This is a genomic window from Afipia felis ATCC 53690, from assembly GCF_000314735.2.
In the GTDB taxonomy this organism is placed as follows: domain Bacteria; phylum Pseudomonadota; class Alphaproteobacteria; order Rhizobiales; family Xanthobacteraceae; genus Afipia; species Afipia felis.
In genome coordinates, this window is the sequence record NZ_KB375270.1 from 2,321,009 (window position 1) to 2,347,005 (window position 25,997).

Annotated in this window: 24 protein-coding genes, 1 tRNA gene and 1 pseudogene; 11 read left to right on the top strand and 15 right to left on the bottom strand. The window is 59.2% G+C overall.

All coding sequences use genetic code 11. The features are described from left to right. Positions 1-38 precede the first annotated feature (38 nt). The 6 genes from HMPREF9697_RS10980 to HMPREF9697_RS11005 form a co-directional block, all read right to left on the bottom strand. A complete protein-coding gene (locus tag HMPREF9697_RS10980) occupies positions 39-536 on the bottom strand; it encodes a UPF0262 family protein (protein ID WP_002717285.1) in 498 nt (165 codons plus the stop codon). Continuing rightward, positions 533-1,828 (bottom strand): histidinol dehydrogenase, encoded by a 1,296-nt coding sequence (gene hisD, locus HMPREF9697_RS10985; RefSeq protein WP_002717286.1) that lies wholly within the window; start codon positions 1,826-1,828, stop codon positions 533-535. The genes HMPREF9697_RS10980 and hisD overlap by 4 nt, the downstream gene beginning before the upstream one ends. Before the next feature lie 99 nt (positions 1,829-1,927). Next, positions 1,928-2,392 (bottom strand): DUF2948 family protein, encoded by a 465-nt coding sequence (locus tag HMPREF9697_RS10990; protein ID WP_002717287.1) that lies wholly within the window; start codon positions 2,390-2,392, stop codon positions 1,928-1,930. 55 nt (positions 2,393-2,447) lie between these two features. After that, entirely contained in the window at positions 2,448-3,737 is a 1,290-nt protein-coding gene (gene murA / locus HMPREF9697_RS10995; protein ID WP_002717288.1) for a UDP-N-acetylglucosamine 1-carboxyvinyltransferase, read from the bottom strand. An 87-nt stretch (positions 3,738-3,824) separates the two neighbouring features. Next, positions 3,825-4,388 (bottom strand): hypothetical protein, encoded by a 564-nt coding sequence (locus HMPREF9697_RS11000; protein ID WP_002717289.1) that lies wholly within the window; start codon positions 4,386-4,388, stop codon positions 3,825-3,827. Positions 4,389-4,466: 78 nt separating this feature from the next. Next, the gene (locus HMPREF9697_RS11005; protein ID WP_002717290.1) at positions 4,467-4,655 is read right to left on the bottom strand and encodes a hypothetical protein; all 189 of its coding nucleotides are present in this window, start codon (positions 4,653-4,655) and stop codon (positions 4,467-4,469) included. Positions 4,656-4,956: 301 nt separating this feature from the next. Between HMPREF9697_RS11005 and HMPREF9697_RS11010 the strand changes: the two genes are divergently transcribed. The 6 genes from HMPREF9697_RS11010 (at position 4,957) to HMPREF9697_RS11035 (ending at position 9,806) form a co-directional block, all read left to right on the top strand. Then, positions 4,957-5,031 (top strand) — tRNA-Thr (locus HMPREF9697_RS11010). Between the two features lie 80 nt (positions 5,032-5,111). Then, complete coding sequence (locus HMPREF9697_RS11015; RefSeq protein WP_002717291.1) at positions 5,112-6,647, top strand: DUF6538 domain-containing protein; 1,536 nt, start codon at positions 5,112-5,114, stop codon at positions 6,645-6,647. After that, positions 6,644-6,886 (top strand): hypothetical protein, encoded by a 243-nt coding sequence (locus HMPREF9697_RS11020; RefSeq protein ID WP_002717292.1) that lies wholly within the window; start codon positions 6,644-6,646, stop codon positions 6,884-6,886. The genes HMPREF9697_RS11015 and HMPREF9697_RS11020 overlap by 4 nt, the downstream gene beginning before the upstream one ends. A gap of 110 nt (positions 6,887-6,996) precedes the next feature. Further along, complete coding sequence (locus HMPREF9697_RS11025; RefSeq protein ID WP_002717293.1) at positions 6,997-7,305, top strand: hypothetical protein; 309 nt, start codon at positions 6,997-6,999, stop codon at positions 7,303-7,305. 1,140 nt (positions 7,306-8,445) lie between these two features. Beyond that, the gene (locus HMPREF9697_RS20930) at positions 8,446-8,946 is read left to right on the top strand and encodes a hypothetical protein (RefSeq protein WP_002717294.1); all 501 of its coding nucleotides are present in this window, start codon (positions 8,446-8,448) and stop codon (positions 8,944-8,946) included. A gap of 182 nt (positions 8,947-9,128) precedes the next feature. Next, entirely contained in the window at positions 9,129-9,806 is a 678-nt protein-coding gene (locus HMPREF9697_RS11035) for a recombinase family protein (RefSeq protein ID WP_002717295.1), read from the top strand. Positions 9,807-9,888: 82 nt separating this feature from the next. Here HMPREF9697_RS11035 and HMPREF9697_RS11040 read toward each other — a convergent pair whose 3' ends face one another. Beyond that, on the bottom strand, positions 9,889-10,635 hold the full coding sequence (locus HMPREF9697_RS11040; protein WP_002717296.1) for an abortive infection family protein: 747 nt from the start codon (positions 10,633-10,635) through the stop codon (positions 9,889-9,891). Next, positions 10,632-11,231 (bottom strand): hypothetical protein, encoded by a 600-nt coding sequence (locus HMPREF9697_RS11045; RefSeq protein ID WP_002717297.1) that lies wholly within the window; start codon positions 11,229-11,231, stop codon positions 10,632-10,634. Before HMPREF9697_RS11045 ends, HMPREF9697_RS11040 begins: the two co-directional genes overlap by 4 nt. Positions 11,232-12,012: 781 nt before the next feature. Between HMPREF9697_RS11045 and HMPREF9697_RS20145 the strand changes: the two genes are divergently transcribed. Continuing rightward, the gene (locus tag HMPREF9697_RS20145; protein ID WP_081602536.1) at positions 12,013-12,858 is read left to right on the top strand and encodes a ParB N-terminal domain-containing protein; all 846 of its coding nucleotides are present in this window, start codon (positions 12,013-12,015) and stop codon (positions 12,856-12,858) included. Next, a complete protein-coding gene (locus HMPREF9697_RS20390) occupies positions 12,855-13,571 on the top strand; it encodes a helix-turn-helix domain-containing protein (protein WP_002717300.1) in 717 nt (238 codons plus the stop codon). The genes HMPREF9697_RS20145 and HMPREF9697_RS20390 overlap by 4 nt, the downstream gene beginning before the upstream one ends. Before the next feature lie 458 nt (positions 13,572-14,029). Here HMPREF9697_RS20390 and HMPREF9697_RS11060 read toward each other — a convergent pair whose 3' ends face one another. From HMPREF9697_RS11060 to HMPREF9697_RS11090, 7 genes and pseudogenes are all read right to left on the bottom strand, one after another. Then, positions 14,030-15,118, bottom strand: a complete 1,089-nt coding sequence (locus HMPREF9697_RS11060) for a lipocalin-like domain-containing protein (RefSeq protein WP_002717301.1) — start codon at positions 15,116-15,118, stop codon at positions 14,030-14,032. Continuing rightward, on the bottom strand, positions 15,108-17,573 hold the full coding sequence (locus HMPREF9697_RS11065; RefSeq protein ID WP_002717302.1) for an FtsX-like permease family protein: 2,466 nt from the start codon (positions 17,571-17,573) through the stop codon (positions 15,108-15,110). The genes HMPREF9697_RS11060 and HMPREF9697_RS11065 overlap by 11 nt, the downstream gene beginning before the upstream one ends. Next, positions 17,570-18,223 (bottom strand): ABC transporter ATP-binding protein, encoded by a 654-nt coding sequence (locus HMPREF9697_RS11070; protein WP_002717303.1) that lies wholly within the window; start codon positions 18,221-18,223, stop codon positions 17,570-17,572. The genes HMPREF9697_RS11065 and HMPREF9697_RS11070 overlap by 4 nt, the downstream gene beginning before the upstream one ends. Positions 18,224-18,302: 79 nt before the next feature. Next, positions 18,303-18,548 (bottom strand): hypothetical protein, encoded by a 246-nt coding sequence (locus HMPREF9697_RS11075; RefSeq protein WP_147293892.1) that lies wholly within the window; start codon positions 18,546-18,548, stop codon positions 18,303-18,305. Between the two features lie 85 nt (positions 18,549-18,633). Continuing rightward, on the bottom strand, positions 18,634-18,810 hold the full coding sequence (locus tag HMPREF9697_RS21225) for a hypothetical protein (protein ID WP_002717305.1): 177 nt from the start codon (positions 18,808-18,810) through the stop codon (positions 18,634-18,636). Between the two features lie 261 nt (positions 18,811-19,071). Continuing rightward, positions 19,072-19,965: pseudogene (locus HMPREF9697_RS11085) on the bottom strand (radical SAM protein); the annotation flags it as partial. Positions 19,966-20,134: 169 nt separating this feature from the next. Then, positions 20,135-20,968, bottom strand: a complete 834-nt coding sequence (locus HMPREF9697_RS11090; RefSeq protein WP_002717307.1) for a universal stress protein — start codon at positions 20,966-20,968, stop codon at positions 20,135-20,137. A 182-nt stretch (positions 20,969-21,150) separates the two neighbouring features. On the opposite strand from HMPREF9697_RS11090, the gene HMPREF9697_RS11095 reads away from it, so the two are divergent. The 3 genes from HMPREF9697_RS11095 (at position 21,151) to mgtA (ending at position 25,982) form a co-directional block, all read left to right on the top strand. Continuing rightward, positions 21,151-22,917 carry a PHA/PHB synthase family protein gene (locus HMPREF9697_RS11095; protein WP_002717308.1) on the top strand — a complete coding sequence of 589 codons (1,767 nt, stop codon included), beginning with the start codon at positions 21,151-21,153 and terminating at the stop codon, positions 22,915-22,917. 93 nt (positions 22,918-23,010) lie between these two features. Continuing rightward, on the top strand, positions 23,011-23,397 hold the full coding sequence (locus HMPREF9697_RS11100) for a hypothetical protein (RefSeq protein ID WP_002717309.1): 387 nt from the start codon (positions 23,011-23,013) through the stop codon (positions 23,395-23,397). A gap of 20 nt (positions 23,398-23,417) precedes the next feature. Beyond that, positions 23,418-25,982 carry a magnesium-translocating P-type ATPase gene (mgtA, locus tag HMPREF9697_RS11105; RefSeq protein ID WP_002717310.1) on the top strand — a complete coding sequence of 855 codons (2,565 nt, stop codon included), beginning with the start codon at positions 23,418-23,420 and terminating at the stop codon, positions 25,980-25,982. The last annotated feature ends 15 nt before the right edge of the window (positions 25,983-25,997 follow it).

A 25,997-nucleotide genomic window follows, 5' to 3' on the forward strand; every position in this document is an offset into this window, starting at 1 on the left:
CCCATCGCGACACAGGAATGTGCAGCAGCGGGCCATGGTCAGCCCTTCCAGTGCAGCACGCATAAAAGAGTGAAGAGGCGGCGCGCGGTCTCGAAGTCCATATCGACCTTACTGCTCAGGCGTTCCTTCAGCGTGTTCGAGCCTTCGTTGTGCACGCCGCGGCGGCCCATATCGATCGCCTCGATCTTGTCGGGCGTCGCGGTGCGGATGGCTTGGTGGTAGCTGTCGCAGATCATGAAGTAGTCCTTCACGATGCGGCGGAACGGCGTCAGCGAGATCAGATGCACGATCACGGGATCGCCGCTCTCCTTGCGGATATCGAACATCAGGCGGTTGCCGGTGATGCCGATGCGCAGCGTGAACGGGCCTTTCGGTGTGCCCTGCGGCGCGAAGAAATTCTGCTCGATCAGGTCGTAGATCGCGATAGCACGCTCATGCTCGATGTCGGGACCCGAGCGCCCGATCGATTCCTCGTCCAGCGTCACCGCGACGAGGCGGCTGTCGGGATCGTGGTTCTGATCGGGCTCGTCACTCATGGCAAATTCAGCCGCAGGCCGACCGAGCGCGCATGCGCATCGAGACCTTCGGCGGCGCCGAGCGTCATCGCCGCGGGGCCGAGTGCACGCAACTGGTCCGGGCCGCATTTCAGGATGGAGGTACGCTTCATAAAATCGAGCACGCCCAGCGCGGAAGAGAACCGCGCCGAACGCGCCGTCGGCAACACGTGGTTGGAGCCGCCGACATAGTCGCCGATCGCTTCCGGCGTGTGCGCGCCGATGAAGATCGCACCAGCGTTGCGCACGCGCGATGCCAACGCCTCGGAATCCGCTGTCATGATCTCAAGATGCTCGGCGGCGATCGCATCGGCCAGCGGCAACGCCTCCTCCATCGACTTCACGAGAATGATCGCGCCGAAATCGTTCCAGGACGGGCGTGCGATATCCGCGCGCGGCAGCGTCGTGAGTTGCGCCTCGACCGCGCGTTCGACATTCGCGGCCAGTTCTTCGTCGTCGGTGAGAAGGATCGACTGCGCGTTGACGTCGTGCTCGGCCTGCGCCAGCAGATCGGCCGCGATCCAATCGGCATTGCCGGTTCGGTCCGCCATCACCAGCACTTCGGATGGCCCCGCGATCATGTCGATGCCGACCTTGCCGAACACGATGCGCTTCGCCGCTGCGACATAAGCATTACCGGGGCCGACGATCTTGGCGACTGGCTTGATGGTCGCGGTGCCGTAAGCGAGCGCCGCCACCGCCTGCGCGCCGCCGACGCGATAGACTTCCGTGATCCCGGCAAGCGAAGCTGCTGCCAATACCAGCGGATTGAGTTTCCCATCGGGCGACGGCACTACCATCACCACGCGCGCGACACCCGCTACCTTGGCGGGCACGGCGTTCATCAGCACCGAGGACGGATAGGCGGCGGTGCCACCGGGCACATACAGGCCCGCTGCATCGACCGCGCTCCAGCGCCAGCCGAGTTCGACGCCGAGCGCATCGGTGAAGCGCTCGTCCTTCGGCAACTGGCGACGGTGATAGATCTCGATCCGATCACGTGCGAGCTTTAATGCGTCGATGGTCTTGGGATCGCAGGATGCAGTCGCCGCCGCGACCTCCTCCGCGCTCACCCGCAACGTATCGGCCGTCAGGGTCAGGCGATCGAACTTCGCGGTCGCCTCGATCAGAGCTGCATCGCCGCGTGCCGCGACATCCTCGACGATGGCGCGGGCGGCTGTGTCGATATCGCGCGACACTTCGCGCTTCATCGACAGAAAAGCGGCAAAACGCTCAGTGAAGTCGGGGTTGCGGTGGTCGAGACGGATCGGCATTGATGGCTTTCGAATAGGTCTTTCCATCTTCAATGGCGTCCCCGGGCACCGCCGTCAACAACCGGATGCCGGGACAAGCCTTTTCAGACCGAATGCCCTTCAGACAGAGCCTCTGGCCCCGCCTTCCCCGCCGCCGGTTTCCAGCGCACCATCATCCAGCAGGTCCTCGCCGATATCGGCCAGCTCGCATTCGATGCACTCGACATCGAGCCGCAGCGCGGCCCCATCCGCAAACATCAGCACAACGCTGCCGCCGGGCGCCTTCCCCGGGTGAAACTCCAGACCGAACAATTCCAGTACCGAATTGCGGTCGACAAGATCGATCCCGCGCGCCTTGCAGGCCAGCACGCGGTCGAAGCGCAGCGCCGTGACGAGACGACGTTCCGACAATTTCCCGGAGCAGACCGCCTGATCCCAGTCCAGCCGCTTCATGCCGATGACGAGACGCTTTTCGTCCTGCCGCCACAGGATATCGGCGATATGCACCGAGGCATCCTGCACATGAGCGGAGATCACCGCGAGGTCGTCTTCATCGAGCGCGATCAGTTTCCGCAGGGAGGCCATGCCGCTCTCCAAAAATGTCACTCTCCGCAACAGGTGCGAGGATCGAGCAACCGTCTCAGCCGCTGATCCGTTCGATGGTGGCGCCGCAGGCCGAAAGCTTGTCCTCGAGCCGCTCGAAGCCGCGATCCAGATGATAGATGCGATTGACCATGGTTTCGCCTTCGGCGGCCAGCGCCGCGATCACCAGCGACACCGAGGCACGCAGATCGGTCGCCATCACGGGCGCGCCGCGCAGTTTTGGCCTGCCTTCGATGGTCGCGGTCTCACCGTCGAGCGTGATCCTGGCGCCGAACCGCGCGAGTTCCTGCACGTGCATGAAGCGGTTCTCGAAAATCGTCTCGGTGATATGGGAGGCGCCTTCGGCACGGGTCATCAGCGCCATCAACTGCGCCTGCAGGTCCGTGGGGAAGCCGGGGAACGGCGCGGTCGACACCTCGACGGGGCGGATGCCCGCGCCGTTCCGCTGCACGCGGATACCTTCATTGTTCTGCGTGATGGTCGCGCCCGCCTGAGTCAGCACGTCGAGCGCCGATTGCAACAATTCCGGCCGGGCGCCCTGCAACTGCACGTCGCCGCCCGTCATCGCCACCGCCATCGCATAGGTGCCGGTCTCGATCCGGTCCGGCAACACGGCATGGCGCGCGCCGTGAAGTTTCGACACACCCTCGATCGTGATGCGCGGGGTGCCCGCACCGGTCACCTTCGCCCCCATCTTGTTGAGGCAATCGGCGACGTCGGTGATTTCGGGTTCGCAGGCGGCATTGGTGATGACAGTCGTGCCCTTGGCGAGCGTTGCCGCCATCAGCGCGACATGGGTGCCGCTGACCGTGACCTTCGGAAAATCGATGGTCGCGCCTTGCAGGCCCTGCGGCGCGCGCGCGACCGCATAACCACCGTCGATCGCGATGTCTGCGCCGAGTTTTTCCAGCGCCATGATGAGCAGGTCGACGGGCCGCGTGCCGATGGCGCAGCCGCCCGGCAACGAGACTTTCGCCTCCTTCATGCGCGCAAGCAGCGGGCCGATCACCCAGAAGCTCGCCCGCATCTTGGAGACCAGATCGTAGGGTGCGGTCGTGTCGATGATGTTCGCCGCCGAGATATGCAGGGTCTGGCCCTGATGTTCGCGGTCCCCCGGACGCTTGCCGGCAGACATGATGTCGACGCCGTGATTGCCGAGAATCCGCTGCAGCAGCGCGACGTCCGCAAGACGCGGCACGTTCTCGAGGATCAGCGTCTCGTCCGTCAGGAGAGCGGCGATCATCAGCGGCAGCGCCGCGTTCTTCGCGCCCGAAATCGGGATGGTGCCGTTGAGTTCTTTACCGCCAATGATGCGAATGCGATCCATCGTACCCTGTCGCTTTTTGAAGGAAGGCAGTCTTAGCGCGTTTTCGGATTCCCGCAAAACTGGCGCACCCGCCCCGCAAATGCAGAATTATATCAACCTATTCAGATGGATAGATGAACATTGCCCATCATCCAGCGACGAAGGTCTGGCTCGGGCGAGATGCATGGGGCTGGGCCGGAATCGCAACGCTCCCATGGCGGTCGTTGCCACGAACAGCACAAGCACCGCGCCCTGCGCCGCGATCAGCGGCCATGCGCCTTTGGCCTGCGCCAGTTCCGCGAGCGGCGCGACCTTCTCGAACATCTGCACGATCAGCACCACGACATTGAGATAGAGAGTCAGCATCGCTGAGACGACATAGACGGTGCGCCACCGGCCATCCAGCCGCTTCACAACGAGTGCGGTTACGGCAAGTCCAATCAGCGCCAGCGTCACCACGCCAAAAGCGTGGGAGGGCTTGAGTGCAGTGACGGGAAACATGAAGCCGGTAATGCTGACGGCCAGCGCCATCAGCAGAAACAACCAGGTCCAGCCGCGCAGCAAGCTGCCGCGCAAGAGGCCCCACATCGCGATCAGCCCGGCGACGATGCCGATCAAAGCCAACAGCACATGCGCAGCGGTGAACGCCGGCAGGCTCATCCCCAGAACCATGACCAGTCCCTCGGTACCGGAGAATGATACGGCAGCCTCGCCTGATTGTCCCGATCATGAAGCAACAGGGCAGCCCTCTCATCTCCCGCCGGGAGAGGTCTCACCTTCGCCCTCACTGGTCGAAGCGGCGAGATCATCTTCCGGCGTTACGATCGCCCGGCCGGAGCGGCCCTTGGCCTGCGATTTCCGCCGTTTCAGGTTTTCCCGGAGCGCCGCGCGCAGCCGCGCCTGCCGCTCCTGATCCGCCCTGCCGGATTCACTATTCATAATGTCTCTTTCCACGTCCGCATCCGAAGTTCCCACGCCGCCCGGGGAGCAGCGAAAATCTCTAGATTATTGTTTTGACGCGTTTTCTTTACGCGCCCCGGTTTCCATTTCACTTGAAAATGCGCTGATGCCCTGATTTTCGACCATAACACGGAAAATCCTATGGTTTCAGGCGAGGTGGCCGCTCTCGCGCTTGCGCCGGAAGCCTCGTTATGGCAAGGATCGCGCGCCTTTCGAGGCTTTTGGCCGATTCCGCCTCGGCCGCCCGGTCGGCTCAAACCGATCTGCATGTCTGGCGTTCGCTGCCGTAGCTCAGTGGTAGAGCACTCCATTGGTAATGGAGAGGTCGACAGTTCAATCCTGTCTGGCAGCACCAGCCCATCCCCTTGAAATTACAGGAAGCATTGGTAGACGGCATGTCGTCGTCGTCTCGGTGGTCCACATAGGTGGTCCACAATGGTCCTTGCAATGTCTCGCCCCGCTAAGCATCCGAAAACCGGCACCTATCTTTTCAGAAAGCGAGTGCCCCGCCATTTGCAGCAGCTTGTCGGCAGTCGCGAGATTAAGCGTTCACTCGGCACAAAGAACCCGAACGAGGCCAAGCGACTCTATCTTGAAGCGGCTGAGGCCGTGGAGCGTGAATGGACATTGCTACAGGCGGCCCCCGTCGCCCTCTCACATAAAGAGATCATACGACTAGCTGGAGTCGCCTACGGCGACATTGTCGGCATTCATCCCGACAATCCCGGCCCGGCGTCGGTGTGGAAGCAGCACATTCGGATAAGCGAAGAAGCTCGCACTAAGGGCAAGCTCGAACAGTGGGTAGGTCCTTACGTTGATGCGCTACTCGTAAAAGAACAGATCAAGACGACGCCGGAATGCCGCCGGGAGATCATTGAAGAAACCGACCATGCTATCGTGCAGGCCGCGCGTCAGCGCCTAAAAGAAGCGCAAGGCGACTATTCGCCGGACCCAAAGGCAAACCGCTTTCCCAAACAGAAATCCGCAGAGGTGGGCGGCGTGACAATCACCGCGCTGTTCAAGTCGTGGCAGACCGCGCATGTGGCCGATGGCCTGTCACCCACTACAGCAACGAAGCGAAAGCCTATCGTAAAAGATTTCATCGCGTTTCTCGGGCATGATGACGCGGCTCGCGTCACAAGGAATGATGCTACGCGCTGGCGCGATCATCTCCGACAGACACGCAAGCCGCCCCTCTCCGCGAAAACAGTCCGCGATACATACTTCGCCGCGCTACGCGCAATCTTCGCCCGCGCGGTGGACGATGCGAACCTGACGGAAAACCCCTTCCTAGGTGCGCGCGTCCGCCTCCCAAAGCGAACTCAAGAACGCGAACGCGGCCTATCGGATGCGGAGGCGCAGTTGATCCTCACCAAAGCCTCATCGGCCCTTACAAATCCCGGCAAAGCATCGGGGCATCTGGTTCAGGCGCGGCGGTGGGTGCCGTGGCTATGTGCTTACACAGGTGCCCGCGTTGGCGAGATTGCACAACTCCGCAAAGAGGATGTCCGTCAGGACGGGGACATTCATTACATCAGGATCACGCCAGAGGCAGGCACCGTCAAAACCAAACAGTATCGCGATGTCCCACTACACCCCCATCTGATTAAGCAGGGCTTCCTGCTATTCGTGGCGAAGTGCCCAAAGGGACCCCTGTTCTATTCACGCTCCGCCCTCAAGAAGGGCGAAGCACCGTGGACGAATGTTTCCGGCAAGCTCTCTAAGTGGGCGCGGCAAGATGTGGGAGTCACCGATCCGCGCGTTCAACCTAATCATGGTTGGCGTCATAGGTTTAAGACCATAGGCAATGACGCGGGAATTGGAGAGCGCGTCCTCGACGCTATCTGCGGCCACGCACCTAAAACAGCTGGTGCGAGCTATGGCGATGTTACCCTCCGCGCGAAGGCAGACGGGCTTGCAAAATTCCCTGTGCAGGGAGCAACCAAAAATCAGCGAAGGAAGCACCCATGACTATTGATCCACAGCATCCGTACCGTCCGAAAATTGCAGATAGGATCAGCGCGGCAGTATGGTGGCTCTTGTTCATCGGATTTCCGGTGGTGTTTGTCGTCATGATTGCTGCTGGTTTCACCGACATACCTGAACATGAGATGCGAAGGATTGTCGGTGGAAGCGGTCTGCTCATGGGCCTCATCGGATTTCTGTATGGTCGAAAGCTCCCGGGGATACCGTGGGCACCTTATTACTGAGTCAATCCGTCGCATCGTTCTCGTGTTGTCCAACTTCTTCCGCCGTCCGATAACAGCGGAGGGAAGCAATCCCCCTGTTTTGGTAGTAGCTACCTTTTGGGGGACATCTAGTGTCGGACACCGGCCAGACCTTTCTGAACATCGCCGATTATCTTCAAGCACCCGCGCCGCTTCCGCCGGGCTATGAGACGTGCTGGGGATTCTTAGCCCGCACCGAACCTGAAACCTTATCCTTGATGATGGACCCCATCGCGGGGATCGCTCCCGATGAACTGCGGGCGCGTCGGATAGCCAAGGCCATGCTGGTGCCGGTGATGACGTTTCCTGCTCCGGCATGTCTCACAGCAGCGGAGGGGCTAACGATGATTGGAGCTTATCCCGCCGCCGTCCTTGAGCGAACATTCCCGGCGAGTCCGTAAACGCCCATAGATGGCCTGTGGTGCGTTTGGGGTATTCGGAGTCCCTTCCCACCGGCACGGGCCCAAACTTGCTGTATGACTCTCCTAGGGCCTTCCAGCAGGATTCTGCATGACGCGGCAACGGCTTAGTTGGCCAATCATGTCCCCAACAGCTTATACCGGGACCCCAATCAGGCCCACACCAGCTTAAAGCGGACCCGCCATCCAATCAGGGCCACAACAGCTTACAGCGGACCGCCTCGGTCCCTTCTCGTTCCCCCGTGCGGGTAGATCGCGGACACGGACAACCGTGCGGATGCTGCACCGATCCTCGCCGATCCCCGCGCGGGAGGACTCCCTATTAATCTGCGAGCGAGAGAACACGCAAGATAACGCTGCGGCACAGGGCTTTCCAATCATATCCCCAACAGCCTGTGCCCTCCGTTACATACCTATAGGTTATACAAGGGACCCTTGAGAGGTCTATTAGGTCATTCAAGGTCCTTGAGGACGTGGAAGATGAGCCTGTGCCGCAGGCATTTCCAATCAGGTCCACAACAGCCCTACGCCCCGTTACATACCTATAGGTTATATAGGTGATCCTTCAGTGCACTTGAGGTTTGTTCCGGTGCCTTCAAGGGACCTGTCATGAAGGGGAGGACGAAGTCTCTCTCCCGTTGCCTCTCGGCCTTGCCACCGGGACTAGCTCACCATCTAGGAGAAACGACAATAAGCCATCCCCATCCCACCACGACCATGCTCGATGATCCGCTCTCTCGCGCACCGGCTCTACGCGGTAATGCTGGCGGACTCTGGTACTACCGCCATCCCTTTCATTGCCAATTCTGTCACGTCAAGCTGACTCGAAAGAACTGGTTTCCTCGCAACTGGGCTCCCCAAGATGAGTGGTATCCCACGCGCTGGAGACGCGATGACAAGTCTCTAAATAGAGGCCGTGAGATTTGCGTGTCCTGTAATTCGCCCGAGGCTACAGAACGCAGGGACAGAGAGAGATTGGAAGCAGCCGTAAAGGCGCTCCGGGAAGAACTCTAAGCCCATCATGGTGTCGCGAATATCCCGCCGAAAAATCTTAGACACCATCTCGACCAACGCGCCCTCTGCCCTATCCCCCGTGGCCGGGCCTCCGCCCTCTAGGCCATCATGAAAAGCAAGCTCTCCATTCCAACAATCCGTCGCGGCTTCACCGACAACGGACGCCCCGCCCTTCTCCTCACAGTCGGTAGCCCGCAGCAATGGCCGGTCCTCATCAGCCCCGCCGACTTCGACTTGGTCACTCGCACCACCGGTCACCGTGCATGGGGAGTGCAAGGGCGTAACGTCGTCGTCGGTGATGCTGGCCGCATCGGTGGTCGCCCCGCAGTCGTGAAGATCATCGCGGGGATTACAGGCTCCCGCCTGCGTCCTGTCTATCGCGACAGCAACCCGCTTAACCTCATGCGCGATAACATCGGCATCCAAGGAACAGGTGGCATCTTCTGGTTGGAGCTACGGCCCGGTGAAGTAGACCCTGTCCACTTCGACGGAGCTTTCCCGAACCACGTCCCGCAGTCCCTACGCTGGCATCGTGAGACAGTGCGACCTTCATTCGATACCGCGCAAGCATCACGGCAACCGCAGGATCGTCACTGGACCCAGCGGTGAGTCAAACCGCCGCACCAGACGCACTTGACCGGAGGAATCTCTGTGTAACATCTTAGTCAACGCACGTTGACGAAGTCGTTACACAGGAGAACCCCGGTGATATTGCTAGAAGCGTTGGCCTACTGCATCTCCACAACGGCGGCGGCATCCGTAGTCGCGCTGTTCCTCATGCAGAGATGACAATGACCATGCACGGTTCATTCGTCGCCTATTACCGCGTCTCCACGGCTAAGCAGGGCAAATCCGGTCTTGGCCTGGAAGCCCAGCGATTAGCTGTCCGCTCTTTTCTCAATGGCGGAAGCTGGACGCTCACCAGTGAGTTTACAGAAGTCGAAAGCGGGAAAAGAAACGATCGCCCCGAACTTGCCAAGGCATTGCAGGCTTGCCGCGTCTATGGCGCGAAGCTCGTTATTGCGAAGCTAGACCGGCTCTCCCGTGACGCGCATTTCCTGCTCGGACTGGAGAAAGCGGGCGTCGATTTCGTCGCTGCTGACATGCCGATGGCAAACCGTCTTACAGTCGGCATCATGGCGATGGTGGCGGACGAAGAACGTCGGATGATTTCCGCCCGCACTAAAGCGGCGCTGGCGGCAGCGAAGGCCCGAGGAAAGAAGCTAGGCGGCAATCGCGGCGTTGTGTTGTCCGCCTCCGCGCGTAGGAAGGGACGTGCCGCCCAAACCGCCCGCGCTAGAGAGCGAGCCAGCGACCTTGCCCCGCTATTAGCGATGATACGGAGCGAAGGCATCACATCGCTACGGGGTATCGCCAATGCCCTTACAGAGCGGGGCGTCCCGACGCCTCGGGGAAACACGACATGGACAGCGATGCAGGTAGCCAGATTAGCTGCGGTTGCGCCGTGATGATTGCGAATGGCCTTGCGTTATAAATTCAGAGGGAGGACGTCTCAACGTCTGCTTTATGAAGCCACACTCCACGGGCGGTCTACGTGTTCCTAAAATTCCACGTTTCCACCAAGAATGTTGCGACCGCTCCTGCGAGGTTGACCGCAAGTTGGGCATGGCGTGAGCTAGGCCTTACAGGCTTCCCGCCCTGTCCATGAGCGTCCCCAATCTTGTTACGAAGTGAACCCAGCCCCTCCACAACGCTAGTCGCGCCGCCCAGGATGCGCCTGAAGGCATCCTCCGTGTACTGACTTGGGGCGATTTGTAACTTCACCGCAACGGCACGGTACAACGCCGGTAAATCATCCTTTTCATCGTACGGCTCCTCCGCCTCATCCAAAATGCGTTTGCAAACTGTTTCGAGAAGTGTACGCGCCGTCGTGATAGCTCCATCAGGATCAGAGTGCCGACGCGATAATGCTTTCTCCCAGACAACATGAACACCATCAATGTCGAACCGTTGCAACGCATCCGAAGCAACAACATCGAGAGGCGACCTGTTGACGTTTTCTAGGTGGTTGAATATCGGCGTCATAGCATCTCGCACATGCTTGCGGCGCGGAGCCCAATGCGGCGACACAGACTTGATGTACGCCCAGAAGTGATTGCCGTCCCTGCATGTGCGCACAAAGTCGGGTAACAGAGGACGGAGCACCGGGTCGTTCATAAGGTCCACGCGCAACGCTTGATAGAAGTGGTTATCAATATTGCTCCCCTCACAACCGGCGACGAGAAGGTTTTCGAGGCTCTGTGCCTGTTCAAGGGGTGTCTGGGGAAGATCGTTCACGCTTCCTGAACCTTAGCATTCGGATCAACACCGTTCGGCCAGTTACTTGGTGGCTGAACGACCGATGGCGATGGAGGATCGTCAGCCATACTGTTGTCGCCAATCTCACTCACGCGCTCCAAAAGAGCGTTGTACTTGTCTTGGCGAAGGCCGGGACTCTTTTGCTCGTGATGCCACTTGATGACCTTGTACGGGTTCCAGATTAGCGCATAGCTCATAGGCCCCGATGGGCCCTCAGCTAGACTGATGAATTGGTGTTCAGCCAGTATAGCGAGCCGACCACGCCAAGTGCGCTCAGCACGTTGGCCGTCAAACCCAGCATGAAACGCCATCTCGCGGGGCTTTGAGAGGGTTACAAAGCATTCATCGAAAGTGCGACACCACAGCCCGAAGTAAGTCGATGAAACCGGCTTCCCGTTGGACATGTCATCCATGATGCTTAGGATGAGCGGCATACCTTTGGGAATTGTGGTAAAGCCGTCATGCCTGTGGCGGGACCAAAGCCACTCATCCGTGGCCTCGGGCCATAGGTTTCTTCGAAGCTCCAGCTGCCGCTGAGCCACCGGGTTCCTAGGTTTCGGAATACGAATGCGCATCGGATCCTCTTAAGTGAAGTGGCAGGAGAAGCAGTCCCGGGTGTGGACCCCGGCGCTTACCTGCCGTTTGTCGATACCCTCCGTGCCGGAGAGGCCTCCACTGTCGTCGGATTGGAACCCGAAGACTTTGGAGGCCATCGACAACATAAAGTCTACAGCTGATCTCAATTAAAACAAGGATATAGATGTTAAATCACAACAATGGGTATGACTGTTTTCCATCCATCTCGACTATATAAATGTCTGCATACCGGGTGAGCTCAGGTATCGAGATCGGCGCAGCCCAATTTGATCTTCTAGGCCGATCAACGCCTTAGCTTCGGATCGCTATGCTCACGATGCTCCGATGCTGCACGTAATCCTATGTGCTCGCTGATACTCCGGTGCTCCAGAGCCACCGTGAAGGGTATGGAAGCAAAGTCACCGCTTAGACTCATGACGTCCGGTCGTCACTCTGGGCGATAGCGAGTGGTCCGCGGAGGTGGTACACACAGCTAACACCGAGGCCTTACTTACCCTTATTTCTCGGGGTTTTTGGTATCGTCAGGCGAAGTTCAATCCTGTCTGGCAGCACCAGCCAAACTATCCAAAAAATTAGAAATCTTCCTAGCACTTTCAAAGCATTAACGGCACTCGTGCGGGATCAGCTATCGCGAGGACCACTAGCCAGTTTGAACGGAACAAACGATGAAAATGCGTGCCATCTGGCACAAAATTGGCACACGAAATCTCGCTTTGTTCTGGCATCACTCTCTATGATCCACCGTGGGGCCAGCAAATCATGAGCACCTCACTCGCAAACCCTTTTCGCTCTCTCGAAACCGGTGCTGAACCCGAAGGAGCACCCTTCCAAGAAGGCTCCCCGCGGACCTTCGAATTTAGCGTCGCAGGCATTCACGTTCCAGGTCGCCTTAGGCCGTGTGGTGAGCAACTCGTTCAGCGTCTCGTAGATTCCATGCGAACGTGCCAACTGATCGACCCAATCACTGTCGTGATCGACGACAACTACGCGCAGCATGGCCGTCTAACCTTGATTGCCGGCCGTCACCGCCTTGAAGCCGCCCGGCGGCTTGGTTGGGAATCCATACACGCACGGCTGATTTCAGCAGATACGACGACTGCTGAGCTTATCGAAATCGACAGTAACCTCGTGCGATCAACACTGAGCCCCGCCGAGGAAGCCCTCCTCATCGGTCGCCGCAAAAAACTCTTCGAAACTCTGCACGGCCCTGCGAAGGCAAGGGGCGCACGAGCCGCCAATGCGGTCATGAACAGAGGCGCGACATCCGCCGACGCATCCGCCAACTTGGCGGATGCGTTCACAACCAATGTCGCGACACTCACTGGCAAGTCCGAGCGGTCCGTGCAACGAGCGGCAGCGCGAGAAGCCGCACTTGGCGCCAAGGTTTTGACCGCCATTCAAGGCGGCCCCTTGGATACCGGTGCTAGCATCGATCGGCTGGCCAGGGTGCAGCGCGGCGAGCGAACTACTCATGCCACGTCTCGAAAAATTTCAAACTTGGCCGATGAAAAGAATATCCTTTCTGAGTTGATGAACCTCTGGCGAGACGCGACGCCCGCAACGCGAGTTCGGTTCCTGCGATGGATCGCAGGAGAAGCATCATGAGCTTCCTTGCTGTACGTTGGGCTTTAGACCTCAAAGGCCTTTCTGCAACAGAGAAACTCGTGCTCATTGCAATATGCGACCGAGCAAATCAGAAAGGGGAATGCTGGCCATCCCAGAAAAACACCGCAGAGCGTTGCGGATTGACAGAACGAACGGTCAATTCCGCGCTGAAGTCGCTTGAAAAGAACTGTCTAATTCGGCGGCGCAGACGGATAAAAACCAGCGGCAGCCGAACTTCAGATCTGATTACGATTCTTGCTCCCGACTTGTTCGGAGCTAGAAAAAACAGCAAACCGTCAAACCAAAGCCAACCAGAAAACGCTTCATCTAACCACGTGAAGGAAATTCATCCCGCGACCAGAAATGGTTTCGGGGAAATCTATCATGACGAATACATCAGACTGAACACTATTGAAGGCTCAGTTCTGCTAGAATTCATGCCAGATTATTCAGATCCGAAAGTCACTCATCACAATGAGACAGTCGCGTTTGCTGAAAGGCTTTATCGCGAATCCGCCGATGTCATCGATTGGGACGCGAGTGGCATCGATCGGGCCAAAAAACTCACAGAGTGGCGTCTAAAACACGGGGAAGTGCACGTATGGAATAATATCATCCGCGTCGTTCAACGCTTTAGAACGGTGGCATCGCCAGAACAGAAGATATCGTCATGGAAGTATTTCGAGCCTGAAATTTTAAAAGCAGACGAATGACGGCGCCGCATCGCAGCATGCCGCGCAATGCACCAAAGAGCCGCACCCCTATTGCCAAAACATCACCCCTAAATTTTCTTTTGCAAACGCCCGCAATTTGTCGAGGCCTGAATTGAATCTAATTGGTGCGATTTTTCCAACCGCGCTCCCCGGTACATCTTCCGAGAAGAGCGCCATGTCGAAATTGATACTGTAGGGTTCCAACTATGCCGATCTGGCACGTCACTGCGTTTACCCGTCGAGGTCGCGTTCGAGCAGTCAATGAAGGCGCTATCGCAGTGGGCAAGCGCTTGGTCGAGCGTCGGGCAGAAGATGCCCTCTCGGACGAGCCCCACCGCAAAGGTTAAGACCGAAACAGCGCAAAGCAGCCGACCTCACGGCGATATAAATATCAGACACCAATCAGCAGATTCGGTCTGTCCGAGAACAACCTGTCGAGGCTCCACACGCATTTCGTTTCAATACCCTGTCATCTCCAGATAGCCGACGCCCGCGTGGCTGCCGCTGTATGCAATTGGCCCCTCCCAATAGGGAAAGCTGGTGCCCATCCAACTTTGTGCGTTGAGCGGGACGCAGTCGATCCTGAGCCCACGTTCCTCAATGGCGATGTGCCACTGCGTTGGCAGCCTGCGATTGCCGATGTCAGTTGTCGCCGTCGGCCTCATGACAATCGCCGCAGGCGGTAGTTGAGTCGAATGTCCATCGCGGTCGATCCAGTTGCCGGCGAAATAGTTCTGACCGTCGGTCTGACGCAATCGGAACAGCATGACTTTCTCGCCGGAGCGCAGGTGCAGCGAGAACCAATCCCATCCGGTTTGGTTGGAAGCCAGCGGCTGGCTCGACCATTCGCGATCCATCCAGGCCTGTCCGCTGACCGGGATCGGCTTGTCCCCGAGCGTGATCTGGCCCCGGGCTTTGTAATACGGCTGGCTGAAATAATACGACGCCTGGCCACGCTCGGATTTCCGGCTGTAGCCGCCGTCGCCTTGCAGCACCAGCGGCTGCGCGGCATCAAGGCGCAGTGCGTAGCTGAAATCCTCGCCCTGCGCGGTCAATTGCAGCGCGGCGACGGTCGCATCGCTCATCGATGCGATCGCCGCCATGTCCCAGGTGTCGATCCAGGCGTGGAACGGCGCGGCGGCGACGCCGGCCTGTCCAGTGCCGCCGCGCGCGAACGTCTCGGCAAAGCGATGCGTCGCCGCGCTGGTGACCGCGGCATGGCCCATCCAGATTTGCTGGTTGGCCCAACCTTCCCGTTGCGGTGGCGGCGCCAATGCCTGCCGGAACAGCGTCCACTGCGCGCCATAGGCCGCGCCGCCTGAATCAACGAGGTTGGCGGTGAGGTACCACCATTCGATCCGGAATGCCGGATGCGCGCCGAAGTCGGCGGGAAAGACCAGTTGCCGGCCGGGGACGACAGGCGCGAAGCTCGTTGCATCGTTGCCGAGTCCAGCAAAGCCTTGCGCAAGAGCGTTTGTCCCGCCGAGTCCGAACAACGCAAGACCGCTACCAAAAGCCCGTCGCGTGAGGTGGCGCTCAGCGCTCATCGGCGAAAATCCTGATGAGCTTCGCCGGCTGCATGCGTGCCAGCTTGAGCACCGGCAGCAGCGTCGCGCATAGCGCCGCCAGCATGGCGACACCGAGCAGCGTCAGCAATTGCATCGGGAAGACATGAAACGGCAATCGCCACCCGAAGGCCTTGACGTTGACCACGGCGATCAGACACCACGCCACGGCGAGGCCGAGCGGCAACGCCAGCAACGCGGTCAGCAACGCCACCGCCATGGTCTTCATCAGTTCGAGGGCGGCGAGCTTGCGGCGCGTCAGTCCGATCGCCCACAGCGGCGCGAGTTGCGGCAAACGCGCGTTGCCCAATGTCAGCAGGCTGGTCAGCAGCGCGACGCCGGCAACACCCAGCGTGAAGGCGTTCAGCGCCTTTGTGACGGCAAAAGTGCGTTTGAAAATGCGTCGGGACTCGGCCTTGACGGTCGCCTGGTCAGTAAGCTGGCGGCTGTCGAGATCGAAGGTCGTTCGCAGCGCGCGACTGACTTCGGCGACATGTGCTTGCGCGACGCGCAGCCCGAAGCGGGTTTGCGGTGTTCCGGGAAAGTGCCGGATCAGAGCATTGACGTTGACAGCGAATTGTCCTTTCGGATTGCCATAGTCCGCGTAGATGCCGACCACATCTAGCGACCATGGCCCGAGGTGTGTCGGCGCTTGCAGGCGACCGCCGATGTCAAGCTTGAGCCGACGCGCCAGCTGCTCGCTTACCAGCGCCGCATCGCCGGCGCGCAAGCGATCCCACACATCCGCGCTGGCGAGCAGCAGCGGCCAGTGTTCGCGATAAGTGGCGTGGTCGGCGAGGCCCATGATCTCGACCGGTGCGCCGTCGATCTGCACCTCGGCGCGTCCGCTCGGAAGCACCGCCTCGACGTCGGCGCGCCGGCCGAGCCATGCCTTGATATCGGCGGCCTGCGCATCGGTCGCTGCGTTGACGTAGATGTCGGCCGCGAGCCGGCCGTCGAGCCAGCGCAGGAAGGTGACGCTGAAACTTTCCACCATGGTGCCGACGCCCACATTGACCGCGAGCGCGAGCAGCAGCGCCATCAGCGCCAGTGACAGGCCGGGTAGCTGCTGGCGGCTGTCGGCCCATGACCAGCTGACAAGCGGTCCGCGCGTTCGGCGTGCGCAAAACGACAGAACGGCATCGAGCACCACCGGCAGAGCCAGAGCGGCGCTGAGCGTCAGCGCGGCCAGCACCGCAAACCCCGATATCAGCGAATCGCCGAGCCAGAAGAATCCTGCGGACGCAGCGATCATCGTCAGCGCCAGCGCGCCTTGCAGCCGCAGCCAACGCCGCTGGGCTTCGTGCCACGCTGCAGGCTTCGCTGCGGCAAGAACGGGAAGGCGCGCCATCTTGAACAGGCTCGCTGCCGCTGCCGCGAGCGCGCCAATCACGCTCATGGCAAGGCCTGCGAGCCACCATTGCGGCGCGAGCGTGAGCTGTCCCGGAACATGCGCGCCATACAGCCCGCGCAGGCTAGCGACGACGTCGGGCAACAATGCTGCCGCAATCAGGTAGCCGCCGACCAGCCCGATCAGTCCGGCGACGAGCGCGATCGCGACCAGTTCGGTCACCAACGCGGTGTTGAGCATGCGCGACGAGGCGCCGCAGGCGCGCAAGGTGCGCAATGTCGGTAGCCGCTGCTCGAAGGCGAGGCCGATTGCCGAATTGACGATGAAGAGGCCGACCAGAAACGACAGCAATCCGAACGCGGTCAGGTTGAGATGGAAGCTGTCGGTCAGGCGGGCGAGGTCGCTCTCGGCGTCGGGAGCAATAAGCTGGAGCCGATCGCCGACGATCGATGCCAGCGCTGTGCGCGGGCCCTGAGCTTGCCGCCCGACCAGCAACTGCGACACCTGATCCGGCTTGCCGAGCGCGCGTTGCGCAGCGCCGATGTCCATCACCAGCACGCCGGGCGCGAGTTGCGGCTGCAGCTTAAGCGGCGGCAGGACGATGGCATCATTGAGCGTCGGCGACGCGCCTTCGCGCAGGCCAAGCTCCGTGAGCGTCTCGGGCGCCACCAGCGTCTGACCGGGCGGCGCGATGAAGGACAGCAGTCCGCTCTTGCCGATCGTCGAAATCGCGGCGGTCTCCGGCGGCAGCGTCACCGGATCGATGCCGAGCAGGCGAAACGAACGGCCGCCGATCTGGACGCGCCCCTCGATCATCGGCGACACCGGCCATCCGGCGCGTCGAAGCGCGACGAACAGTTGCTGCGGGAATGTCGCGTGAGCCGGACCGATCAGCATGGCCGAGCGCGCACCGCCAAACATCGCCGCGGCGCGGTCATAACTGGCGCGTGCCTGCTGGTTCAGCGCTTGCACGCCGCTCCACAGCGCGGTCGCGGCCACAAGGCCGGTCATGAGCGTGATGAACTGCATCGGATGCCGTCGCCAGTGGCTGAGCAGCACGGCGAGAATCCACAGCGCGCGGCTCATGCGATACGTCCGGCGTGCAGATGCGCCTGGCGGTCCAGGGTCGCGGCGAGGCGCAGCGAATGCGTCACCATCAGAAAGCCGCAGCCGCTCCGCGCAACCAGTTCACGGGTCAGACGCAGCACATCGTCGGCGGTGGCTTCATCAAGGTTGCCGGTCGGCTCGTCCGCCAGAAGCAGCGCCGGCTTCACCGCGAGCGCCCGCCCGATGGCGACACGCTGTTGCTGGCCGCCGGAAAGCTGTTCAGGATAGCGAGCCAGCGTTGCGCCGAGCCCGAGCCGTTCGATCAGTTCGGCCAGCCACACCGCGTCGTGACGGCCAGCGAGGCGCGCCTGCAAGGCGATGTTGTCGGCCACGCTCAGGCTGGGCACCAAATTGAACTGCTGGAAGATCAGACCGAGCTGATGCCGCCGCACCGCCGCCCACGCGACGTCGGATAGCCCCGAAACCGGCACGTCGCCAACCCAGACCTCGCCGCTGTCGGCATCGTCGAGCCCGGCGATCAGATGCAGCAACGTGCTCTTGCCGCTGCCGGATTCGCCGGTGAGCGCGACGCTTTCGCCGGCCGCGACGTGGAGGTTTACACCGCGCAGCACGGTAAGGACGTCCTGCGCCGAACGATAGGTCTTGGTAAGATTGACAACTTTCAGCATCGGATGACCCAGCGCATGCCTCCGTTCTTCAGCGTGGAGCAAGCACAGAAATGCCCGTGTTCCGGTTCCAACATTCGCATCACTTTGCGGCAGACTCTTTGCGAATGTTAGAACCAAAGGAACACTGGAGAAGATAGAATTCTATAGCCGCACCGGCAAGGTTGCACCCACCCGGCAACAGGTTAATGAGATCGAGAGGAGGTTTGGCGATGTCATCCAACAAGAACTTAAACTCGATCCCGCAGTCCTCGCCGCAGGCGAAGCCAGCTACCTCCTCAATTTCAGGGATGCTGACGCCCTCCGAGATCATGATCCGGAGTTCCAATCGTCTAATTCCTGGATTCGTATGTACGAACTGTTCGCCTAGCGTCGAGCAGAAGAGACTCGTTCGGACAAGCCCACGGCAAAGGTTAAGACCGAAACAGCGCGAAGTAGATCACGTACAGCCAGCCCAGAATGCCGTGGATGATTGCCCAGAGAATCGACTTGTTGGTGGTGTAACTGATGGCGATGGCGAGCGCGCTGCCAAAACCTATGCCGTATTTCGTGCCCTCTGATCGCACCACGTAGTAGCGACTTCCGTTCATCGTCGCACCCTCATCATTATTGACCGCACGCCAAGCCGCCATGACGACGCGAATCGTATTCCGCTATCTTAGCTGGAGCTGATCCTGGCGGAGGCCGCCAAGGGAAGCTTTAAGCCCCTCCTGACGCCGCGTGTGCGTCGATCATGTCACAGCCGTTACATTCCGAAACATCTAAATCAGCCGTGCTGGTATCCCTAAGCTACCCACATCCAGCACTCACCTAGTCAGAAGCGGATGTGAACAGAAAACGAATTTCCATGACTACCCAAAGGAGTGCTCAACAAACACCTCCTTTCTTCGTGCTGCGGCACAAAATGCAGCTGACCGGCGCTCGCTGGAAGCGTCAGTGTAAAGAGTAGTCCGCAGACGAGGAACGCGTCCCGCTCCCAATATCAACGCCTCCATCGCCTGCGGTGTCATTTCATGACCATGACTCGCACCAGCCGAACGCGAAATTGTCTCGTCCATCAGCGTACCGCCAAGATCGTTCACTCCCGCCTTCAGACAGGCGCGTATCCCCGCTTTACCAAGCTTCACCCACGACACCTGCACATTGGCAATCCGCTCATGCAACGAAAGCCGAGCCACCGCATGCATCAGAACGGTTTCGCGGATACGCATAATGTGCCGGGCCCAATGGTCGTAACGATCGATGTGGCCGAACATAACGGTCGCTGTGCTGCGCAAACCGGCACGATGCGTAGTTCCCATCACCTCGAGCCACTGCGCCGTGTTGATCTTGTCCGGGCACAACACCGCACGGACTTCGTCGTCAAGAATCTCCGCAGCTGTCCCCGGCAACGTCCCCAGTCCGGCACCCTTCAATTCTGCAAGGAAATCTACGATTGAAACGCCAAGGGTCTTTGCTCCCTGTAATACTTCAAGCGGAGAAAATGCATGAACGTGGATACCGGGCGCCGCTTTCTTTACCGCGCGGCAGATCGAAAGATAAGTCGCACCGGTATATGAAGGATGGATTCCACCCTGCATGCAGACTTCTGTGGCACCACGCTCCCATGCCTCACGTACGCGTCCGGCGATTTCATCAAGGCCGAGGTCATATGGCCGCCCGCGCAGATTCTCCGACAGTTTTCCCTTGGAGAAAGCGCAGAACTGACATTTGAAATAGCAGATGGAATACAATGAGACCCGGCGCCGCGCAGAGTGCCGCCTGTTAGGTTGTCACTCAGGGCGCTGCTGACTTCAGCAGGCGCCGCCCATTACCGATGAGTGCGATGCCGATAGCAACTAGAACCACACTGCCAATGAAGGTCGCCCGCCAATAAATGCACCTAAAAGAATCGGCACCTGAATTGGCGGCGCGTTAATGTGAGACGAACACGGGAACGGTCATCGTCGCCAGGATTCCGCGTGTAGCACCCCCAAGGACGAACTCACGCAGTCGCGAATGCCCGTAGCCACCCATGACAATCATGTCGCCTTCGCAATCTGCCACATGCGAGAGAATGACATTTGCTACGTCGGTGTCCGCACCAGGCAATTCTGCCATTTCCACTTTAACGTCGTGCCGGGCGAGATGATGGGCCATATCGACCCCGCGGAATTCATTGCCGACCCGGGTCTTTTCATTCGTGACGATAAACAATTCGACCACCGCCGCCCGTCTCAGCATTGGTAGCGAGTCGTTGATGGCACGAGCCGCAGCACTGCTTCCATCCCAACAGCAAACAATTCGTTCGAATTTCAGCCCTCCCTTTTGAATGTAAGGGACAACGATCATTGGACGCCCCGTGTCGAACAACGCTGCCTCAATCAACAGATCATTCCCTGAACCGTTTGTATCGTCGGATTGCATGACAATGCTCAGATCGAAACGGCGCGCCATCATTGAAAAACTCTGCGCTGACGGAAAACCGTTTTCGACATCGAGTCTGCACTCGACCGAAAGAGCGCTGCGTTTGGCTGCGGCCTCAAAGCGCTCCAAAGCGGCGGTTGCCCGCTGATTTGAATCCCTCAGCATGTCATCGAGAATATAAGGGGGAACGCCTGGCATGAAATAACTGGGAACGGCATTCCGCCCCCCGAAAGCCACCCCCGCCAGATGAGCGTCAAAGGCCTCCGCGACCGAAATGGCATAGTCGCAAACACCGTCGCGCGACCTCCCCGCCTCGAGATTTACGATGATATCTTTAATCATGGCTCTCTCCAGAGAATATAACGATCAAAGGCTCTCACATGTGGGGGGCACGATATTGACCGAGGTCAAGAGGTCTTCTGCATTCCGCAGACTCGCCGCATAAGACCCTGCAACGGGCTTGATCGACATCAAGCTGACGGGACGGCGCACGACTAAAATAAACAAACACGATGGTGAGGGTAATGGCCGATCTTTTTGTCTCAAAAGTCAGTCCATTGACGAGCGCAGCCGAAACCCCGATCGCTTCACTTCGCACGATCCCGGCGGCGGAGCCGCTTTCGATCGATCGCGTCGTTCATGCAGCCGAAGCGCGATTAACCGGATCGCTCTCTACGATCTCCCTCGCGCTGGCTTACCTGGATTTCGCGTGGCATCTTGCGAACTCGCCCGGGCGCCAAATTCAACTGGCCTGCCGCGCCTTCGAATTGTTCGAACAGCTCACAAAATCGGAGCAATGGATCAACCCCTCACCGCAGGACTGGCGTTTCGATGATCCGGCATGGAATGATTATCCGTTCAATGTGATTGCGCAGAGTTTTCTGCTCACCGAGGAATGGTGGCGCGAGGCAACCACCGGGCCAGCCGGCGTTGCGAAATCGCATAGCGATGTCGTCGCTTTTGCCATGCGGCAGATTCTCGACATGTGCTCGCCATCCAATTACCCGTGGCTCAATCCGGAAGTTCTAAGAGCAACGGTTGGGCAGGCCGGCTTCAATTTCGTCAAGGGGACCTGCAATTTCGTCGAAGACGTCGTCGGCGCTGCAATCGGCGGAAAGCAGAATGACGGTCATTTCATTGTCGGCAAAAACATGGCGGTCACGCCTGGCAAGGTTGTGTTCCAAAACGAACTGATCGAGCTCATCCAGTACGAACCAGCCACCACGACAGTCCGCCCCGAGCCGGTGCTGATCGTACCGGCCTGGATCATGAAATATTACATTCTCGATCTTTCTCCGGAGAATTCGCTGATCCGCCATCTCGTTTCGCAAGGCTTCACCGTGTTCTGCATTTCATGGCGCAACCCAGATGCCGGGATGCGCGACGTCTCGATCGACGACTACCGCCGCCACGGCGTCATGACAGCGCTCGATGCGATCCGGGCGATCTGCGGAAATGCCAAAGTGCATGCCTGCGGCTATTGTCTGGGAGGCACGATCCTCGCCATCGCAGCGGCTACAATGGCGCGGGATCGCGACGATCAATTGGCCACGGTAACGCTGCTCGCCGCACAGACCGATTTCAGCGAACCTGGTGAGCTCCAGCTTTTCACCGACGAAAGCCAGTTGGCGCTGCTTGACGATGTGATGTGGCGCCAGGGCTATCTGGACAGCACGCAAATGGCAGGAGCATTTCAGCTCCTCAGATCGAATGACCTGATCTGGTCGCGCATCATCAAATCCTACATGCTCGGCAAGCGGGAGCAACCAAGCGATCTGATGGCATGGAACGCTGATGCGACACGCATGCCCTACAGAATGCATTCGGAATATCTTCATCAGATGTTTCTTCATAACGATCTGGCGGAGGGACGTTACATCGCAGGCAGCGAGAGCATTGCGCTGCAGGACATTCATGTACCGATCTTCGCCGTCAGTACGGAGACCGACCACGTTGCGCCCTGGCGGTCAGTCTACAAAATCCACCTACTGAACAGCGGCGACATCACCTTCATTCTGACGTCCGGCGGACATAACGCAGGCATTGTCAGTGAGCCGGGTCACCCAGGCCGCTATTTTCGTGCGATGAACCGCCCGCCAAAAGGCAGTTACCTGTCGCCGGACGAATGGGAGGCTCGTGCCGCGAAACAGGGCGGCTCATGGTGGCTCGCATGGGTTGACTGGCTCAAGGGCCATTCTGGTGCCGAGCTATCGCCTCCACCACTGGGCGCTCCGGAGGCGGGATATCCGATTTTGGAGGCTGCACCCGGCTCCTACGTTCGCGAACATTAGAAAATCGGCACCGGCCGGGACTGACATTGATCCGCCTCAAGTCGAGGTGCCCTCAATTTACTAGGCTAAAAACCTCAACCGGAGACTTGTGTCATGTGCAGCGCCAAAACTCCTTTGGAATCTTTCGCGATCTGGAACCTCTACAACGACTCGATGAGAGGCTTTGCCAGCAAGTTCTGGGAAGGTCAGTCAAAAGTGCTCGATAGCATGCAGAAATTTTCGACCGGTTGGTTCGATCGGCGTCATATCGGCACACAAGCCGCGCTCGAGACCTCCCTGCGTGCATGCGAGTCAAAGAACGCCATCGATATGTTCGCGTGTTATCAGGAATGGGCCGCAGGTGCGGCATCGCGCATTCTCGACGACCAGATCGCGTATCAACACCTGGTTCATACTGCGGTTTCAACGGTGGCGTCCGCTCAGGCTGAGGAGCCGACTGACGAAGTGTCCCTGCCCTTCATTTGGCCAAAAGCTGCATAAATTGCGGCTCGGGGGACTGTATGAGTTCTGATACCGTCGCGGTGGATGATTGCTTTTGGACCGCAACCAACTCGAAGCTTGCGTCCGAGGTTTCGTCCGGTTCCCGCGGCCTCTCCAGTCAGGAGGCCATCGCGAAGTTGGCGCTCTATGGCCCGAACGAGGCCGTCACAACCCTACGGCGGAGCCTTCTCATCAAGATTGGACGGCGGCTGATTGAACCGCTCACCGCCATTCTTTTGCTGGCCGCCTTGATCACCGGCGCGATGGGCGACCGGGAAAGCTGTGTGATCATTGTCGTCATTCTCACCTCATCCATTGCTCTGGATCTGTTTCAGGTTCAACGCGCGGAAGCTGCGGTCGAAGCACTACGAAAATCCGTCGCCGTAACTGCCCAAGCATGCCGCGACGGCCAGTATCAGACGGTTTTCGTCCGGGACATCGTCCCAGGCGACGTTGTTCAACTCAAGGCGGGCGGCTTGGTCCCCGCGGACGGCGTTGTCCTGACATCTCACGGCGCTCGGACCAACGAAGCCATTCTGACGGGCGAGCCTTATGCCGTCGAAAAGCGGGCAGGGCCTAGCTCGGGCGTGCTGCCGGCCGATGCGTTCAATGCGTTGTTCAGCGGCACCTGTCTCGTCAACGGCACAGCCGAAATGCTCGTGATCCGCACTGGCGCACAAACACGTTTCGGCAAGATATCTTCGTCATTGCAGGATCAGGAGGCGCCGACTGCGTTCGAGAAAGGCATTCACTCTCTCGGTGTTCTCATCTTACGTCTCACCGGATTTTTGGTTCTCTTCGTCGTGCTTGTTCAGGTGAGCAGCCACCGCTTTTCACTCGATAGCTTTCTTTTCGCGGTCGCGCTGGCGGTCGGGCTCACACCCGAACTTCTTCCCATGATCGTGACCGTCACTCTGTCGAAAGGAGCCGTTTACATGGCCCAACGCAAGGTCATCGTGAAGCGGCTGTCGGCCATTCACGACCTCGGGGCCATGGATATTCTCTGCACCGACAAGACCGGGACACTGACGGAAGCCAGCATCGCATATGACGGTAGCTTCGATTGTGACGGACGAGAAAGCGCCGCGGTCGAAGTCCTTCTCTATTTGAACTGCAAACTCTCGCGCTATGCTCACAATGAAATGGACGATGCCGTTCTCAAAACGGCGGCACCCGTCGCAGAGGATGGCTTTCTCGACGCTGCGCCCTTTGACTTCGAGCGGCGGCGATCCTCTGTTCTTCTTACGCGCGCGGGCATTCCGACAATCGTGACCAAAGGGACTCCGGAAGGCCTGATCCAGTTGTGTCCAAAAGTGCAGTACGCGGACGGTTCGATCCGCCCGATGGACGAGCCGATAAGCACCAAACTGAAGGCTTTGGTGGAGGATCGCGGTGCGAAAGGCTATCGCCTCCTTGCTGTCGCCTGGCGGGCGATGCCGAGTGGCCAAACCACGATCGACATACACGACGAACGCGATCTTGTTCTTGCAGGCTTTGCCTCGTTTCTCGATCCTCCAAAGGCTTCAGCCAAGGATGCTATCCGCGAGTTGTCGGACTCAGGCGTCAATGTAAAGATCATATCCGGCGACGCGAAACCGGTGGTGCAGCATTTACTGGAGGTATTCGGTCGCAAATCGCCGCAGATCATATCGGGTGATGAGCTCGAGCAGATGAGCGCGCCAGCCTTGGAAGCATGCGTGGCGGATGTGGATGCATTCGTGAGGACATCTCCAGATCAGAAAATGCGGATCGTCCGAGCCCTTCGCCGGTGCGGCCACACCGTGGGATTTCTGGGCGACGGAATCAATGATGCGCCCGCCATCCACGCGGCAGACGTTGGCATTTCAGTCGATACCGGGACCGATGTCGCCCGAGCGGCAGCCGATATCATTCTGCTCGCACCTGACCTCGGCGTCCTCAGCGCAGGCATCAAAGAAGGCCGTCGGACATACGCCAACATCATGAAGTATATCCGGATGGCAACCAGCTCCAACTTCGGCAACATGCTGTCGATGGCGTTTGCTTCCCTGTTATTGCCTTTTCTGCCGCTGACGCCCCTCCAGATTCTGCTCAACAATCTTCTGTATGATTTGTCTGAAACCGGCATCCCGTTCGATCGCGCCGACAAGGCCGATGTCGACAAGCCCCATGCCTGGGACATGCGATCGATCCTGCGCTTCACGCTTGTCATGGGCGCGCTGTCCTCTTTGTTCGACATCGCAACGTTCGCCCTGCTGCGTCTTGTCTTCACGCTCGACGTTCCCGCCTTTCGGACGGCGTGGTTCGTGGAATCGATCGCCAGCCAGATCTTGGTGATTTTTATCATCCGGACTGTACTTTCTCCGCTCAAAAGCCGCCCGCATGAGATGCTGGCGCTGACCTCGCTGGGTGCATTGGGCTGCGCGCTCGTCATCGCACTGACTCCGCTCGGCACATTGGCGCAGCTTGTGCCGTTGTCGTCCACGGTCATTGCCGCCATGATGGCTATGGTCGGAGTTTATTTGTTGTGTGCCGAAGCCGTCAAACGCATGGGCGCGAGATGGCTTTACCCGCCACGCGAGATATCTCCCAGCACCGATCCGTAATCATATTGAGTCAAA